This window comes from Ruegeria sp. HKCCE3926 (assembly GCF_017872515.1).
In the GTDB taxonomy this organism is placed as follows: domain Bacteria; phylum Pseudomonadota; class Alphaproteobacteria; order Rhodobacterales; family Rhodobacteraceae; genus Ruegeria.
The window spans coordinates 1-15,902 of the sequence record NZ_JAEDOU010000014.1; the positions used below are offsets into that span (position 1 = coordinate 1).

20 protein-coding genes are annotated in these 15,902 nt (G+C 54.2%); 2 read left to right on the forward strand and 18 right to left on the reverse strand.

Going from position 1 to position 15,902, the window contains the following annotated elements; translation table 11 throughout:
• Positions 1-890: 890 nt before the first annotated feature.
• Genes I9184_RS20225 through I9184_RS20235 form a run of 3 tightly spaced genes read right to left on the reverse strand, consistent with a single transcriptional unit; the run spans position 891 to position 2,853 of the window.
• Positions 891-1,193, reverse strand: a complete 303-nt coding sequence (locus I9184_RS20225; RefSeq protein WP_209835555.1) for a hypothetical protein — start codon at positions 1,191-1,193, stop codon at positions 891-893.
• Positions 1,194-1,253: 60 nt separating this feature from the next.
• Positions 1,254-2,024, reverse strand: a complete 771-nt coding sequence (locus I9184_RS20230; RefSeq protein WP_209835556.1) for a nuclear transport factor 2 family protein — start codon at positions 2,022-2,024, stop codon at positions 1,254-1,256.
• A 34-nt stretch (positions 2,025-2,058) separates the two neighbouring features.
• The gene (locus I9184_RS20235; RefSeq protein WP_171636996.1) at positions 2,059-2,853 is read right to left on the reverse strand and encodes a VOC family protein; all 795 of its coding nucleotides are present in this window, start codon (positions 2,851-2,853) and stop codon (positions 2,059-2,061) included.
• Between the two features lie 104 nt (positions 2,854-2,957).
• Between I9184_RS20235 and I9184_RS20240 the strand changes: the two genes are divergently transcribed.
• Positions 2,958-3,839 carry a LysR family transcriptional regulator gene (locus I9184_RS20240; RefSeq protein ID WP_171636998.1) on the forward strand — a complete coding sequence of 294 codons (882 nt, stop codon included), beginning with the start codon at positions 2,958-2,960 and terminating at the stop codon, positions 3,837-3,839.
• Positions 3,840-3,902: 63 nt separating this feature from the next.
• Here I9184_RS20240 and I9184_RS20245 read toward each other — a convergent pair whose 3' ends face one another.
• The 6 genes from I9184_RS20245 to I9184_RS20270 are packed head-to-tail and all read right to left on the reverse strand — an operon-like array spanning position 3,903 to position 7,400.
• On the reverse strand, positions 3,903-4,436 hold the full coding sequence (locus I9184_RS20245; RefSeq protein ID WP_209835557.1) for a peroxiredoxin-like family protein: 534 nt from the start codon (positions 4,434-4,436) through the stop codon (positions 3,903-3,905).
• Positions 4,433-5,308, reverse strand: coding sequence for a radical SAM protein (locus I9184_RS20250; protein WP_209835558.1), 876 nt, complete (start codon positions 5,306-5,308; stop codon positions 4,433-4,435). Before I9184_RS20250 ends, I9184_RS20245 begins: the two co-directional genes overlap by 4 nt.
• Positions 5,309-5,364: 56 nt before the next feature.
• Positions 5,365-6,153, reverse strand: a complete 789-nt coding sequence (locus I9184_RS20255; RefSeq protein WP_171637003.1) for a nuclear transport factor 2 family protein — start codon at positions 6,151-6,153, stop codon at positions 5,365-5,367.
• Positions 6,154-6,174: 21 nt separating this feature from the next.
• The gene (locus I9184_RS20260) at positions 6,175-6,552 is read right to left on the reverse strand and encodes a DoxX family protein (protein WP_171637005.1); all 378 of its coding nucleotides are present in this window, start codon (positions 6,550-6,552) and stop codon (positions 6,175-6,177) included.
• A 53-nt stretch (positions 6,553-6,605) separates the two neighbouring features.
• Positions 6,606-7,097, reverse strand: coding sequence for a hypothetical protein (locus tag I9184_RS20265; protein WP_209835559.1), 492 nt, complete (start codon positions 7,095-7,097; stop codon positions 6,606-6,608).
• A gap of 3 nt (positions 7,098-7,100) precedes the next feature.
• Positions 7,101-7,400 (reverse strand): DUF2218 domain-containing protein, encoded by a 300-nt coding sequence (locus tag I9184_RS20270; RefSeq protein WP_171637009.1) that lies wholly within the window; start codon positions 7,398-7,400, stop codon positions 7,101-7,103.
• Positions 7,401-7,490: 90 nt separating this feature from the next.
• On the opposite strand from I9184_RS20270, the gene I9184_RS20275 reads away from it, so the two are divergent.
• Entirely contained in the window at positions 7,491-8,369 is an 879-nt protein-coding gene (locus I9184_RS20275) for a LysR family transcriptional regulator (protein WP_171637011.1), read from the forward strand.
• A 652-nt stretch (positions 8,370-9,021) separates the two neighbouring features.
• Here the strand turns inward: I9184_RS20275 and I9184_RS20280 are convergent.
• The 9 genes from I9184_RS20280 to I9184_RS20320 all read right to left on the reverse strand — a co-directional run bounded on the left by I9184_RS20280 (position 9,022) and on the right by I9184_RS20320 (position 15,807).
• Positions 9,022-9,540 carry a YbhB/YbcL family Raf kinase inhibitor-like protein gene (locus tag I9184_RS20280; protein ID WP_209835560.1) on the reverse strand — a complete coding sequence of 173 codons (519 nt, stop codon included), beginning with the start codon at positions 9,538-9,540 and terminating at the stop codon, positions 9,022-9,024.
• Positions 9,541-9,643: 103 nt separating this feature from the next.
• Positions 9,644-10,192, reverse strand: a complete 549-nt coding sequence (locus I9184_RS20285) for a kinase inhibitor (protein WP_171637015.1) — start codon at positions 10,190-10,192, stop codon at positions 9,644-9,646.
• 83 nt (positions 10,193-10,275) lie between these two features.
• A complete protein-coding gene (locus I9184_RS20290; RefSeq protein ID WP_209835561.1) occupies positions 10,276-11,106 on the reverse strand; it encodes an AraC family transcriptional regulator in 831 nt (276 codons plus the stop codon).
• A gap of 31 nt (positions 11,107-11,137) precedes the next feature.
• Positions 11,138-11,518, reverse strand: a complete 381-nt coding sequence (locus I9184_RS20295; protein ID WP_209835562.1) for a VOC family protein — start codon at positions 11,516-11,518, stop codon at positions 11,138-11,140.
• Positions 11,519-11,618: 100 nt separating this feature from the next.
• Entirely contained in the window at positions 11,619-12,524 is a 906-nt protein-coding gene (locus I9184_RS20300) for a LysR family transcriptional regulator (protein ID WP_209835563.1), read from the reverse strand.
• Positions 12,508-12,918, reverse strand: coding sequence for a VOC family protein (locus I9184_RS20305; RefSeq protein ID WP_209835564.1), 411 nt, complete (start codon positions 12,916-12,918; stop codon positions 12,508-12,510). Before I9184_RS20305 ends, I9184_RS20300 begins: the two co-directional genes overlap by 17 nt.
• Positions 12,919-12,923: 5 nt before the next feature.
• Complete coding sequence (locus I9184_RS20310; protein WP_209835565.1) at positions 12,924-14,210, reverse strand: TRAP transporter large permease; 1,287 nt, start codon at positions 14,208-14,210, stop codon at positions 12,924-12,926.
• Between the two features lie 5 nt (positions 14,211-14,215).
• A complete protein-coding gene (locus I9184_RS20315) occupies positions 14,216-14,746 on the reverse strand; it encodes a TRAP transporter small permease subunit (protein ID WP_171637027.1) in 531 nt (176 codons plus the stop codon).
• A gap of 65 nt (positions 14,747-14,811) precedes the next feature.
• Positions 14,812-15,807 carry a TRAP transporter substrate-binding protein gene (locus I9184_RS20320; RefSeq protein WP_171637029.1) on the reverse strand — a complete coding sequence of 332 codons (996 nt, stop codon included), beginning with the start codon at positions 15,805-15,807 and terminating at the stop codon, positions 14,812-14,814.
• Positions 15,808-15,902 lie beyond the last annotated feature (95 nt).

A 15,902-nucleotide genomic window follows, 5' to 3' on the forward strand; every position in this document is an offset into this window, starting at 1 on the left:
CCCAAGTCTCACGGTAAGCCGCGTGTCGATGACCGGCGTGTGTTGAGCGGGATAACAACCCAGATCATTGACAGTGTGCAGGTAAGCACTTCTAGTGTTTATACTGGAGTGGGTGAAGTTGAAGAGTTTTAATTGTCGATGGTGTTGCGTCACCACGCTGTCGTCCAGCGCAAGAGACAACCTCGGCAAGCAAGTAGTCCCAAAACCTATCAACCCTCACAACACGCCCTGAAATTCGCTGAGGTTCCAAGTGGGTTTTCCGATTGGCTAGCGATTGTTAGCTCCGGCTACTATTGATCGCCTCTCTCGGCATCAATTCTGGTGAGATTTCTGGGTACACTTTCAATCTCGCACCAGCAAAGAACAAGGCGCCGGTGACCTAAATTCCGGCGCCTTTTTTCCTGCAAAACCGAAGAGTTACGAATTGTGGGCGCTAATGACCTTGTGTATGGGCGCTAAAATCGTCGAGATGGGTTCGTATTGCCTTGCGGTTCATCATGTAGCGCTCCATTTGACATTACCTATCCACACACGAAAAACCTTTTTAGATCAACACACTCTTATCACAGAGGCACGGCATGTTGACCAAAAATTTCGTAATGATTTACTTACATTTAGTGGAGCGACCGATTGCCTCGCCGCCTCCCTTGAATTGAAAATCCTCACTCGGTTGCCCTAGGTTCTGCTAGAGACAGAACCGACAATCTGAATAGAAGCGCCCTATCAACGAACAGGCAAGCCGACATTCGCTAAAGAGTTCCTGAAAGTCAGCAGTGCGAACCTTGCAGTCATTGGTATTCGAGACATCAAGGCCTGCTCGTTTCTGAATGAGCCGTTGAAACAGTAAAGCACCCGTGGCCACCACGGGTGCTTCATTCTCATTTGTCTTGTTATCGCGCCAGTTCGTAGCGTGTCATCGACATCGTGGATGCGTCGATCATGCTCATGAACTTTTCCGCAGCTGGTGCAGATGCGAAGCTATCCATGGATGCCTGGGCCGCTTCTGCGCTTTCCCAATTGACCACGACCGCCCATTTACCATCTGCAAAGGCAGCTTGGCGCGAAATGAAGCCGGGCTGCTTGCTGACATGCTCATCTTCGATGGCTTTGTCGATGGGGTCGAAGGCGTCTGCTGAAACACCCTCAGCCAAATTCATCGTGACGATCTCGATGACGCCGTTGTCCTGTGCCATTGCGGTTCCTCCTAAAGCTAAGAACAATGTGATCAGAAGTGCTTTCATAACGGCCACCGATCAGAACTTGCTGTTGTCATGGGCCATTTCGGACGGGATGTCTGCTATCACGTCCCAATGTTCAACGATCTTGCCGTCTTCGACACGGAACAGGTCATAGAACGCTGTTGGCTTGTCGGCAAACGTACCCTCGGACGCTGTGAAGACGAAGTCCCCCTCGGCCACCACTAAATGCACATCTGTGTAGATCATTTGGATACCTTGCTCGGCCATTCCGGCAAGTGCTGCGCCCAGACCGTCCAGACCGTCAGCAATGTTGCTGTTGTGCTGAATGTAGGTCTCGGTGGACAGGAAATCGGTGATCCGGTCGACCTCGCCATTCTTCAGAATGGTTTTGACAAAATCGGTGACCAATGCCTTGTTCTCGGCCGTCTTGTCCAGATCGGTGATTTTGGTCGGCCCATCGGTTTGCGTGTGGCCCGAGGGGTTCGGAGGCGTGACCGGTGTCAGATTGTCCCAATGCTCGGCAACCTTGCCATCTTCAACACGGAACACATCAAAGCCGACCAGAGTTTCCGCACCAAAGGCTTGGGCGTTGTTATAGGTGGTATGCAGAACAACCATGTCGCCTTCGGAAATCACGCGATGGATGTCGACCTCGATCCCGCTGTCTTTCAAGCCGGGAATGAAGCCGAGGATCGGGGCCGCACCTGTGGGGACGCCTGGGTTATGCTGAATATAATCCGGTGCAAGCAGCTGTTCAGCGGCTGTCGGATCGAAGTTGATGAAGATGGCGGAAACGGCCTCCAGTACAAGTTCTTTAGGTGTCATTGGTATACTCCTTATTTGGTTTGGTTGACGGGTTTCACGCAGCGCGGGCTTGCGCCGTGGTGATCTTGAATTCAGTGCCCCATGGATCGATCAAACGACCGGGGGACAGGCTCTCGGATGCGGCCAATAGCTCGACACTCGCAAGACCAGTTGATCCTTCTGACCGTTGGCCTGCCCCTTGGGATTGCCACGCGTTCGCGGCAAGGTGGTGGTGGTAACCTCCCGCTCCGAACCAACGGGCCGAGGGAAGCTGGAATGTTTCCACCATGCCAAGGTCTTGGGTAACGAACCGCGCGGCTTCGCGCACATCACCAACGCGCAGATGGACATGTCCGATGACCGTGTCTTGCGGCGCGCCTTGCCATGGCGTGGCTTCTTTAGTGAGAGATTTCAGATCAAGCGGGCGCGTGGTCATGTGCACGGTGTCGCCCTGCCGCTTCCATGCCTCGCGGGGCAGGTCACGATAGATTTCTATCCCGTTGCCTTCCGGGTCACTCAAATAGAGGGCCTCACTGACGCCATGGTGTGATGCACCATCAAGCTGAACACCGCGCTCTGCCGCGTAGATCAACCAAGAGCCCAGATCCTGTTTCGTCGGCAGCAAAAATGCCGTGTGAAACAGTCCTGCATCTCTTGGAAACGGCTTCGCCTTCCGGTCCTGGCGCAGTTCGATCAACGTTCCGGCATCTGAGCCCAAACGGGCGCTTTCTCCGTTGCGTTCGATCAGCTGGAGGCCAATCACCTCTTCATAAAAGGCAGCAGTCTTATCCAGATTGCGCACCGTAAGGGCGACTTGGCCAATTGAGATGGGGGCGTCTGAGGTTGCCATATTCTTGTCTCCTGCGTTTCAGCTTGAGAAGAACTTAGCGATGGCCTTTACTCCACAAAATGGCGATAAGAGAGAATATATATCGCTAATTTGGAGATAATCCCATGGACCGCATTGAAGGAATGAAGAGCTTCGTCGCCGTGGTGGAATCCGGCTCCTTTGCCGCAGCCGGGCACCGTCTGGGAATATCAAACAAGCTGGTCAGCAAACGGGTCGCTCAGCTCGAGAACCAACTTGGCATGAGCCTGTTGCATCGCACGACCCGATCAATGTCCCTGACCCACGAGGGCGAGCGGTATCTTGAAGGCGCCCGGCGCGTTTTGACCGAACTGGAGCAGTTGGAAGATGAGTTTGACCCATCGGAAGGTCTGAAGGGCATTATCCGCGTGGCCGCGCCAATTACCTATGGGGACACCGCCGTTGCGCGGGCGGCATCCAGATTTGTGGAACAGCACCCGAACGTAACAATCGAACTGGACTTGTCTGATCATTACGTTGACCTTGCCAAAGGCGGTTTTGACGTTGCAATCAGGATCGGCGCACTCAGCGATTCCAGCCTGATCGTTCGCAAACTTGGTGAAACACATATGAAGGTGGTCGCGGCCCCTTCCTACCTCCAGAAACACGGGGCACCCTCACATCCAGTCGAGCTTTCCGATCACATCTGCATCCGTGACGCCAACAACCCCGATCCAAACCGCTGGCCGTTCCGCATCGAGGGACAAACCGTGCAAGTTCCGGTATCCGGTCCGTTCCTCGCCAACAGCCCTCCTGCTTGTCTCGTGCCAACGCGTGCGGGGCGTGGGATATTCATCTGCCCCGATGTGTTTTTAAGAGATGATCTAAAAACCGGGAAGCTCGTAGAGTTATTCTCTGATTTCCACTCTCGGACTCTGCCGATCCAAAGCGTACAGTTACCGTCGGCATTTCGAAAACCGCGCGTGAAGGCGTTTGTCGAATTTATGAAGCGGGAAATCAGAGCATAGTTGTTTGCAAGCTGTAAATCCACTTACCAGAGTTAACGGGCTTAATCAGAGCGATATTGAAATCTACTCCAACATCCCTCTGATTGGATAATTGTTATCCGGGTTCCGAATGAACTCCAACCCGCCGACAAGTGTTTCCAGATGCGGGCGCACGAACGGGCCGTTGGAGATATCAGTCACTTGCAGCGTGCCATCACCATTGATGATGAAAAGCCCGGGTTCTGCGAATGGTCGCGGGCTTTCGGCATCGGAGCGGGGTTCAGAGATATAGAGACCGAGTGACTTCATCTGTGCGATGGACAGGTCATAGCCAATTGTCAAATTGATCCCAAGCTTGGCGATATGGGGTTCTGCGCGGTCTAGGCTGTCGGCAGAAACCGCAGCGACGTCAATGCCGATCCCATTCAGGCGCGGAACAAGCGGTTCCAGTTCCTGCAAATAACGGCTGCAATAGGGGCAGTGTTTCCCGCGATAGACGACAATCATTTGCCAATCAAATCCCTCGGATGGTTTGCCGAGCGTGAGGTCCCCTCCGCCCAAGCGGGCAATCTTGCTTACGGGAAATGGTGCGCCAGCGGCGAGTTTGAATGCGGTCATAATGTTTCCTTGAGGTCTTGGTCACTGACGTGATGAACGATTTCGTTGAAGCGAAGTTGCAGGCCATTGTTGGCCAGCGCTTCGCGGATCATGGGTTCCAGCGTGTCGCGATATTCGAAATTCTGCGATTTGGCATAGACGGCCTGTATGTCGGCGGGTTGATCCTTGAGGAATTCGCGCAAACGTGGCCGCACATAGGATGGCAAGTTCAGGTATTCGACTTTTACCTCTGTCGCGCCCGTTGCGCGGATACCTGCGAAGAGTTCGTCAATCAACTCGGGGCGTAAATACATATGCGGCAGGAATGGACCCACGAAAACATAGGATTTCACGCCCGCATCTGTCAGTTTGCGCAGTGTTTCAAGTCGTGCGTGGGTCAATGGGGCCATCGCATCCAGCTGTCTGCTCAGCTTGTCATCCGAGGTTGTAATGCTGAGGCCGACCTCTGCGTATTTGATCCGTTTCAGCGCCTCCAGGTCATCCAGAACCGTAGGCGATTTGGTCAGGATGCTGACACGCCCCTGATAGTCATGTTCCGCAAAGACCTTCAGAATACCGCGTGTCAGACGATATTTGCGTTCCACCCCTTGATAGGGATCGGTCACCGTACTGATCGCGATGCGTGGATGCGGGTCTTTCTTGAGCAGCCTGTGGATTTGCTTTTCCATCAACTCGACAGCGTTGGTTTTCACGTAAACGTAGTTGCCCCAGTTGCCGTTACTCTCGCCCACGAAACGCCCCATGAAACTGGCAAAGCAGTACATGCAGGTGAACTGGCAGCCCGTGTAAGGATTGATCACGTAATCCGCGCTCGGCACCTTGGTACTGCCGATGATGGATTTGGCCGCGGTTTCATGAATTTGAAGCGCCATGTCTCGACTCCTACTCTGGGACGACGCGCAGCCCCCTTTCCGGGGCCGCGCCTTGTTTAGAACTTGCCGGAGTTGTTCCAGGTTTCTTTCGGCCCAATCTTTTCCTGAACATCCCAGTGCTCGACGATCTTGCCGCCCTTTAAGCGGAACAGATCAAAGAATGCCCAATCATCGCCGCCTTGTTTCACATGGCTGTAGATCACCACGAAGTTGCCCTGACCCAGCAAGTGATGAACTTTAACGTATTGCGCGGCCTGACCGCTCGCCATCACCTCTTTCAGGTGTTTGCCGAAACCTTCTAATCCGTCACCGACTTCCGGATTGTGTTGGTCGTACTGCTCCGTAGAGATATAATCCGTGACCAGATCGGCACGCCCGCCCATCAAAACGTTGTCGACAAAGCCCTGCACCACCGCCTTGTTGGCGTCAGTCTGGTCGAGGTCTTCGATCTTGGTCGGGCCATCGACCATGGTGCGACCAGAAACGGTGGGCCATTTGTATTCGGCGATGACGTCCCAATGCTCGACGATCTTGCCGTCTTCATCAGTGTCAAAGATGTCGGCTGTGACCCACTGCGCTTCACCGTTACCTAAGTTCTGATAGACGTGGCAGAAGACAAAATTACCGTCTTCAATTGTGCGCAAAACCTGAATGTCGCGGATCGGATTGCGTGCTAGAAATGGCGTGAAGAACTCAATGAACCCTTCCTTCCCATCGCGCACGCCGGTGGAGTGCTGGGTGTAGCGATCGCCGGTGTATTTATCCAAAGCTTCGACCATGTTGCCGTCGCGAATACCTTCCAGATATAGGCCTTTTGCGTTCGAGACGCGGATGCTGTCTGTCATGTTCTTTCTCCAAAGATGGAATTAGATGAGCCCCAGGAACCCGAGCAATTCTGCCCGCCCTGACCAGGCGACGATGGCGGATAAGGTGCCCGTGATCATCGCGGGAACACCCTCTTTCCAAGTGTCCCAAATCAGGTGACAGCCGATCGCTCCGACAGATGTTCCTAGCAGCGCCAATGCACCCAAGGTGCCGATCCACGATCCCTGGAACCAAATGGCAATCGCGCCAAACAACTCAACCACGCCAGTCAAAGCCATGATCTGGCGGTTCAGACCATATTTGATGAACATTGCCAGCTGGGTCTCAAAGATCATCTTTTGCCAACCGAAGATCTTGATTGAACTAGCGAACAGGAAGAATGCAGATAAGAGGCCAGTAAAGATGGTGATTAGGGTCATGTGGGAGTTCCGTTTTGAGGGTGCTGGCCCCGTACTGGAGCCAGAAATTTGCATTATTGAAGGTTGATAACCACCTTGTTGCCCGGCGTGAAATCGGCGCCTTCGCCAAAGGCGACAACAAGGCGGCCAGTTGTTGTGACGGTAACGGTTGCGCCTTCAGCAATCGCTGCTGTGGAAGCGTCAGCGTCGATGCTAGCTGAGGCAGGGCCTGCACCGGTGAAGGTGTAGTAGTAGCGATCAAAGCGATCGGCTGGCATAGGGTTGTTGGCCGGCTTGGCGGTATCACTGACGGTCATGGTCAGTGTGGACATATCCTCTGCCACGTCGATCTCATAGAAATTGACGAAATTTGGGATTTCGACACCTGCGCTCACCGTCGCGGCCTGATTGGCGTAGACATCGGCGCTGAATGCGATGGTCGAAATCTCGTTCCCACCGGTCATTTGCGGGTCTTGGAAAGTGTTCGCGACGGTAAACATGGTTTCGGCAGAAGCGGCACCAGCCGTCAGGGCCACCGCGGCGGCCAGAATTGACTTATGAAACATGGGTTAGTCCTTTGTTTGATGCGCGGCGCGGTGCCACGTTAAGATTGCGTTCTCACGAAAGGCGATGCGTTCGATCCATCCACCAAAAACCTCTTCCATCCGGTCGATATGATCCGGGGAGGATTGGAGGCGCGCCGCAATACCGTCTTCGCTCGCGGTAAGATCACAGGTTCCGATTGGTAGCGTCACATGTGCCTCGCCCGATTTGGCTTGAACGGGCACTCGTTTTGAAAAATGCGTACAAAGCTGTTTGAGATACTCAGCGCCATGCTTCGTTCCGAATTGGCTGGTGGATATGATCATCAGTCGTCCTTTCGTGAGAACAAACTAGCCATTCCCACGTCTTTCAATAATATGTCTGTTAGTGAAATCATTATTCAGTCAGGATGAAAGATGATTGATGACCTGCGCGCGATGGCAATCTTCGCGACCGTTGCGGAAACTGGCAGCTTTTCAGCGGCAGGGCGGCAGTTGCGGTTGGCGACATCCGGGATCAGCCAGCATGTGACCAATCTTGAGGATCGGCTGGGCGTCACGTTGTTCTATCGGTCCACACGTTCGCTCTCGCTCACGAACGAGGGCAAACGTTTGTTAGAGCATACCCAACGGATGATGACTGCCGCAGAAGACGGGCTGAACAGTATCGTCGACATCAGCAATGAACCAGCTGGTGCGCTGATCATTACTCTACCGGCATTCATGGCGGGCAGCACCTATGAGCAGGCGATCTGGAGCTTCACTCGGCAGCATCAGGCTGTCGCAGTCACGATCAAGTACCTCGACCGCAATTTCGACCTTGTGGCTGAAGGGATAGATCTTGCCCTGCGAATGGGAGAATTGCCGGATTCGGCGCTTCGCTCTCGTCGCTTGGGCAGCTTTGGTCGAAAACTCGTTTGCGCACCATCGTATCTGAATACCCTTCCGCCCGTGGTTACGCCGGATGACCTCAAGAACGCCGACTTTGTCGCCATGGAGGGGCTGGCAGATCAAGTTGCCTTACTGAAAGACGGGGAGGAGCAAGTGCTGCACACAGGTCGAGGCCGTGTCCTAGTGGACAATTTCGCGGCATTGCGATCCGCCCTCTGCGCCGGATTGGGCATTCAACGGCTACCGGCCATTGTCGCTGACACAGACCTGAAGTCCGGCGCACTAGCCGAGATACTACCCGATTGGAAGATCCCCGATCTAGGCACCTACGGTGTCTGGCCCGACACTAGCCGTCGCAGCTCTCTCACACGACTGTTGATAGATTACATAATCGCCAAAACCTGAGCATGTGATGGATGCTATAGTAGCCTGAAATCACATTAGCCACTAATGGTACACTGCGCAGCATCTGGTAAAATGGCTCATCCGAGCCATTTGCCGCGCGGTGAACGAACGGCTGCACTTGCCAATTGGGTCAATGGCTCTGCCCCGAAAAGCAATCTATGTGGCCATAGGGATCAAAGTGCTGTCCATAGGGGTCAAACTATGTGGCCACTTACAAAAAAGGTGTGGAGTGACAGATGGTTTGACCCATGGGCAGTCGCTAACCCATTGTTTTTTCGTCACCCGAAATCAGAATGAAGCATCCGATTGACCTTTTTTGACAGTTAGATTGTCGTTGAGATGCGGAATCTACCGAAACCAGCCGGTCACGGATGGATCGCCCAGGGGTCTAGCCCTTTGCCATAGAGGCAGAACTATCGACAGCGGCGCTTGAAGCAATAGTTAACACGGGTGCGTATTTCTCAGCCCGATTAGTGACATGCGTTCGGCTTATGAATCTCAATGGCATATTTGATTAGATTGCGCATGGGGACAATTTTGAGAAATTGCATCAAACTGTGGCTTTAGACCTGACCATCATCCGCCAATGCTTCCTTTTTCTAGTTTGTCTCCAGCAGCCAATCACATACGACTGCTGGAACATAACGCTGCTTTATCGAGTATAAACCGCAGTCAGCTTCGCTGTCGCAATCGTATGAACGTGCGTCATAAACCCAACCAAAGCCGGAGTGGCGCCTTCATCAAGGTCAAGCGCTTCGATATTCAATGCGTGTACACGAAATTCGTAACGGTGAACCACGCCTGGCGGCGGACATGCTCCACCAAAGTTCTTTTCACCGAAGTCGTTGCGCGCCTGAATAGTTCCTGCTGGCATACCGGTCTCTGTGCCAACGCCAGTGTCCAAAGAAGACACGTCATCAGGAATGTTGAACGCAACCCAGTGCCACCAGCCGGAACCTGTCGGTGCATCGGGATCGAAGCAGGTGAGAACAAAGCTCTTTGTGCCCTCCGGCGCCCCCGCCCAAGTCAACTGAGGTGAAAGGTTGTCGCCATTGCCACCAAAGACGTTCAGCTCGTGCTTTTTGCCAAGGCTCTCACCTTCGGCGATGTCGGTGCTGGTCAGCACGAAGGATGCGGTATTGTCGGGGATATCTTGTTCTGGTTCGGTCATTGAATTGATCCTGTTATTAATCCATCCGCTATCAGCAACGTGAAGCGGAGATGGGAAATGAGCCAGCCGCTCGGAGATCCGGGCGACTGGTGCCGTGAGTGGGTTAGCGTGTGTAGACAGCTGTGATATCTGCAGAACCCAAAGAGTTCGCGCCGGTCATGAAACCCACCAGAGCAGCGCTGGCATTCTCGTCGAGGCCAAGGTTTTCAACGCCCAGAGCGTGAACGGTGAACTCATAGCGGTGTACTTCGCCCGGAGGAGGACATGCGCCGCCAAAGCCGGTGGCTCCAAAGTCAGTACGGCTCTGGACTGCGCCGTCAGGCATGTTGCCACCTTCAGAACCTGCGCCCTGCGCCAACGAGTTCACATCCGCAGGGATGTCAAAGGCAACCCAATGCCACCAGCCGGAGCCAGTCGGCGCGTCTGGGTCGTATGCAGTGACGACAAAGCTCTTAGTGCCTTCGGGAGCGTTGCTCCATTCTAGTGCGGGCGAGATGCTGTCGCCTTCACAGCCAAAGGCGTTCAAGACGAATGTGTTGTCGAGCTGTTGCCCTTCGGCGATGTCAGGGCTGGACAGGGTGAAAGCTTCGTCTGCAAAAGCCGGGGTAACGAGGGAAGCAACCAGTGCAACAGTTGTGATCAGGTGTTTCATTTTCGATCTCCATCAGAAGTATTTCGGATGATCGTTATGTGCCACTCTGGCCGCGCCTTTTATCTCCGGAATCGATCAAGCTTTTACGCTATTCGCTCAAGTTGAGCCTCAGATGCCCTTAGTTTTCCCGGCGTGATATCGAATCGTGCTTTGAACGCTTCGCTGAGGCGCGATTGAGAACTGAACCCGCATTCAAAAGCGATCTCCGCCAATGGATGTTGCGTCGTCTGTATGCGCATCAATGCAAACGACAGGCGCACATCACGCAGCATTTCGGTGAAACCGGTGCCTTCTTTGCTGAGCGTCCGCCGCAATGTAGCTTCGCTCATACCAAGCTCTCGGGCTGCTTGCGGTGCTTTCCAACTGCGCTCCAGATCACCCTCGAAGAGCATCCGCAATCGATCCTTCAGTCCTTCACAACAGTGAATACGGTGCGCGGCACCCTGAAGCTGTAGCCACATGAGCAATTCCTGCGTTCGATAGGATAAGATGCCATCACAGAGTTCGGGATCATCCAGGCTTGCGACAACGCGCGAGAAAGCGTCGTTGAAGCCGTTCGGCATGATCCCTTTTCTGACTTCGCGCGCAGTGCTTGGGTTTGGATGCAGTTGCAGGAAATCAGAGATAACACTGTCGTCAATCACCAAGCCTTCCGAGAAGTAGAGGCCAGTATCACCGATGATATTCCCGATCGTCAGATTTTCACCACGGCGCAGATAGACAAACTCGCCTTGCTCAACCGTTGTCTCAGCACCCGCAAAGGTCCGCACCGTTTTACGCCCGGAGCGGATACGTAGAATGCAGGTTTTGGAGATGTGGAGTTGATGAAAATCGGCGCTGCAGCGTTGGCGGAATTCGACATATCCCACAAGCCGGTTCGTCGTATGTGTCTCGGGCAGATGTGAACCGTCCATTCGGCTATCTCCTTGCAGCGCACTCTGTCTTTTATTCGTACACTGATATTTCGACCAGGTTTTGATCTGGATCTCGCAGATACACGGATTTGATGGGTCCGGTTGCGCCTGTGCGCGGAACGATACCTTCTTCAATCTCGACGCCACAATTTTCGAGATGCGCAACAACTTCAGCGATCGGGACAGCCGAGATCAGGCAAAAATCGCCACTACCCGGTGTCGGTGTCAGGGATTTGGGCTCAAATTCGTTGCCATGTTGGTGAAGGTTGATCTTCTGCGCCCCAAACGAAAGCGCCTTACGTCCTCCCGCAAATTCCGTCACCTCCATTCCCAGAACCTTTGAATAGAAGTCACAGGTCGCATCGATCGAGGCGACTGTTAGGACGAAATGATCCACGCGATCAATTTGCATTGCTTGGTCTCCTTACTTTTGCAGACAAAATAGGTGTTTGCCCTCGACCAAAACCATTGATTAATGACGACAGACCCCATCTCGATCCCAGATGCCGGGACTAAGAGGCCTCGGGGAACTCACTGGTCAGGTGGACCATCAGCGATTTGATAGGCCGCGACAGTGCTTCAGCATCCCGCACAGCCACCTTCAACGTGCGTTCAGCCCAGCTATCCGCCACAGGAGCCATTCGCAGGTTAGAGGCTGTCAGGTACGGCTCGACAGCTCCAAGCGGCAATATCGCGATGCCTAGACCCGCTTCGACCATGCGCCGCACACCATCAAAGCTGAGGACTTCAACCCGTGTTCTCAGCTCCAACTCTTGCTCTGCGGCGCGCTTCTCGATGAAGGCCTGCAGAGAGCTGCCCTTCTGAAGGCCGACAAGATCATGTGTTGAGAATTCGTTGAACGAAACTGGCCCATCTGTCCCAAGCGGATGACCTTTAGGTGTCAGGACAACAAGTGTATCTCTGCGATAGGTGAATACGTCGAGATCCGGGTTTGGGATCATGCCGGAGAAAATGCCGACATCTGCAATACCATCGCGAACGGCCATTACAATTTCATCTGACGTTTGCTCGGTGAGATCGATCCGCATGTCGGGATGATCCGCTACAAACAACGCCAGATCCTCGGGCAAAAACTGTGTAATCGCAGACGTATTGGCCGCGATCCGCACAGTTCCACGCAAGCCTTGCGCAAAGTCGCTCATATGATCGTCGATACGGTCTAACAGACGTTGCAGGTCTTTGGCATGGCGAAACATTTCTTCGCCTGCTGGTGTCAGAGACACACCTTTTTGCTGTCTGTAAAAAAGAGCCGTGCCAACCTGGGCTTCAAAGTCGGATATCCGCTTGCTGATGGCGGACGCAGCGATGTTCTCTGTTGCGGCGGCCTGCGCGATGCTCTTCGACGTAGCTACAGCCAGGAAGAGTTCGAGGGTTACGAGGTCAAATCTTTTCCGCATGGCTCAAGTACTCACTTATCTCAATGAGATTGCCGTCCGGATCGTACAAATACAGCGAAAGGATTGTGCCTTGAGCGCCGACGCGCTCCACCGGTCCTTCTTCTATGCGGAGACCTATCTCTTTTAAGCGGGATTCTACATCAGAAAGGCCTTGCTCGACCAGCAAACAAATATTTGCAGACCAAGACCTTCTGGCATTCTTGGGCGGCCCATAGTGCCGATTGTTGGGCTGAAGGTTGAGCTTGCAGCGCCCGAACGTCGCTTCGACACGGCCATCATCCAACCGGTTGATCGCCATGCAAAGCCCGCCGCCATAAAAGGCGACGGACTTTTCGATGTCGGCGCAAGTGATCACTGCGTGATCCAATGCTGCCCAAGCGATATGATGTGGCATTCCCATCAGAACAGGCTTGGCAGGATCAAGACGATCTGCGGGAAGAACAGCACCAGCAGGATAGTCGCAAGGATCGGGATCAGGAACGGCAGGACCGATAGAACGACCTTTTCAAACCGCATTCCCGTGATCGGAACAAGAATATAGAGGACCGTTCCGAATGGCGGCGTTATCACCCCAACCGATAGTGTGATCACCATAAACACGCCAAAGAACAGCGGGTCCACTCCTGATGCGGCGACGGCCGGAACCAGAATAGGCGTCAGGATCAACACACTCTCGATCACAGACATGAAGCAGCCGACCAAGACGAAGAACACCATCAGGATCAGCAGAAGGATCGTCGTGTGCAGATCCATAGCGACCAGACCGGCAGCCAAAGCTTGCGGCACCTGCAGGCGCACCAGCAGCCAACCATAGAACCCTGAGATCGCGATAATCAGCAGAATGACGGCACTGAACTCCATGCTTTGCACAAAGACCTGGAACAGCTCTTTGAGCTTTACATCGCGGTAGACAAACACGCCGAGCGCGATCGCGTAGGCACAGGCTACGGCACCCGCTTCGGTGGGTGAAAAAATGCCACTCCATATGCCCCCTACGATGATCAACGGCGTCAGCATCGGAAGCACGGCCCGGTGGCCGGTTTCAAACACCTCGCGCGCTGTTGGCAGCGGGCGCGTCGGCATGTCGATTTTGTACGACATGATGAACGTCGTCGCCATCAACAACACTGCCATCAGTACACCAGGTACAAAGCCAGCAAGAAACAGATCCCCGACGCTCACATCTGCCTGCCAGCCATAGACAAGCATGGCAACGCTTGGCGGAATGATCGGCCCAATCACGCTGGATGCCGCTGTGATGCCAGTGCTGTATTTCAGGTCATATCCCTTTTCCCGCATGGCCCGGATTTCCAACGCGCCAAGGCCGGCCGCGTCGGCGGACGCTGTGCCAGACATGCCGGCGAAAATCATTGAAGCCACCACGTTCACGTGCCCCAGCCCCCCACGGACAAACCCGACCATGACATTGGCAAAATCGAAGATCCGTGTCGTGGCGCTGCCTCGGTTGAGCAGGTTTGCTGCGAGGATGAAGAGCGGGATTGCCAACAGTGGGAAACTGTTGAGCGTCTGCGTAATCTTCAGAGACATCAGCTCCACCGGTAAGCCACCGGACGCGGATGTCATCGCCAAGGCGAGAAGACAGGTTGCCCCAAGTGCAACAAAGACCGGCAGACCCAACGCCATGAAAAAGATCAGGCCACCAACAAATGGTAAGAAGATTTCCATGATCTCTACCCTTCCTGTTTTGGCTTGTCGAAAAACTCACTGACAAGACGGAGAAGGGATGCAAAGACCATGCCTGCGAAGGCGAGCAGCAGTCCCCCATAGTAAATCGAAAAACTCATTGAGAGAGCCGTTGTGCGGTTGTTGGCGCTCCGCTGCATCATCTCGGCAGCTCCCCAAGCGGCAAGCACTAGGAATACAATCGACAGGGTTTGCAGAAGGAGCGCGTAGCGCGAATGCCAGACGCCTTTGATGGCCATAGGCACCAGCTCCACGGCGATATGGGCCCCGCGAGACCACGCACCGATCGAGGCGAAGGCCACGGCGTAGATCGTGATCAGCGTGGCGATTTCTTCTAGCCACGGAACGGGAAAGCGAATGACATCGCGCGACAGGATCGACAGGACCAGCAATCCAACAAGCCCCATCAGCATGATGCCCGAGAACAGGTCTGTAACCCGCACCAGTGTCTTTTCAACATGCCCCACGTTGCGTGTCGGGATCGCCGCAGCGTCCATGTTTTCTTCTTCAAGCTGCATGTGGTTTCCCCCTGCGCTTATAAAAAAACGCCCGCCATAAAGACGGGCGTCCAGTTTCAGGGAGGTTACGAATTTGCTGCGATCGCGTTCCGAACGTCTTCGATCACACCGTCAGCCAGCGATGACATTGCATTGTCGATAGCGGGCTGTGCCTTGGCTTTGAAGGCCGCCACATCAGGCTCAACCACGGTCATGCCTTTTTTCTTGAGCTCTTCGAGATAGAACACATCCTTCTGTGCTTCGACAGCAGTGCCTTCAGTACGCGCAATCTCGACGGCTGCACGGACAACTGCCTGGTCTTCATCGGATAGGCCCGAGAACCAGGAGTTCGATGCCACCCAATGCCATGGGAAGTGCACGTGGCCGGTCATGATGAGATGCGATTGCACCTCATAGAGCTTGCGCGAGAACGGCGAGACGAGAGAATTTTCATGGCCATCGACCTGACCGGTCTGCATTGCAAGGTAGATCTCCGTAGCGGGCACAACGACAGTTTGCGCGCCCAGACCGCTCCACACATCGACCCAGACAGGAATGCTCGGCAGACGCAGCCGGAACCCGTCGAGGTCTTCTGGTGTCGTAATGGCCTTGTTCGAGGTCATATGGCGCGGTGCGCGCATCTGAGCACCCATCTCTACGATACCACCCTGATCGATGCCGCGCTGCTGTAAAGCCTTACCAGAGTCACTGGCCATAAAGGCTTCGACAGCCGCGCCATTCGGGAACAGGAACGGGACCGAGATCGGATCGTAGTCAGGTGCATACTGAGCGCGCCAGTTGCCACCTGTCAGGGAGATCTGGGTCTCACCGATGTTCAGCAGTTCCAGGACGGCGTTTTCGCCGCCCAGCTGACCACTCAGGAATGGAACAACCTCAAACCGGCCCGGAGCCAGTTCCTCAAGCGCAGCCTTGAAGCGCGTAATACCGGCTTCTTCCGAGCCGCCCGGCTTCATGGTCGTATTGACCTGTATTGTGATTTTGTTTTGAGCAAGGGCGGGTGTTGCCAGTGCGGCCGTTGCCGCTGCAAGAGTCTTGATCGCTGTGCGTCGTGTGAAGTTCATGGTTTCCTCCCGAGAATTCTATGGTCCCAGAAGGATCAGGCGAAACCTGTTATCTGCCCAGAATTGGTTCGATAACGGAGCCATCGCGTTTCGCG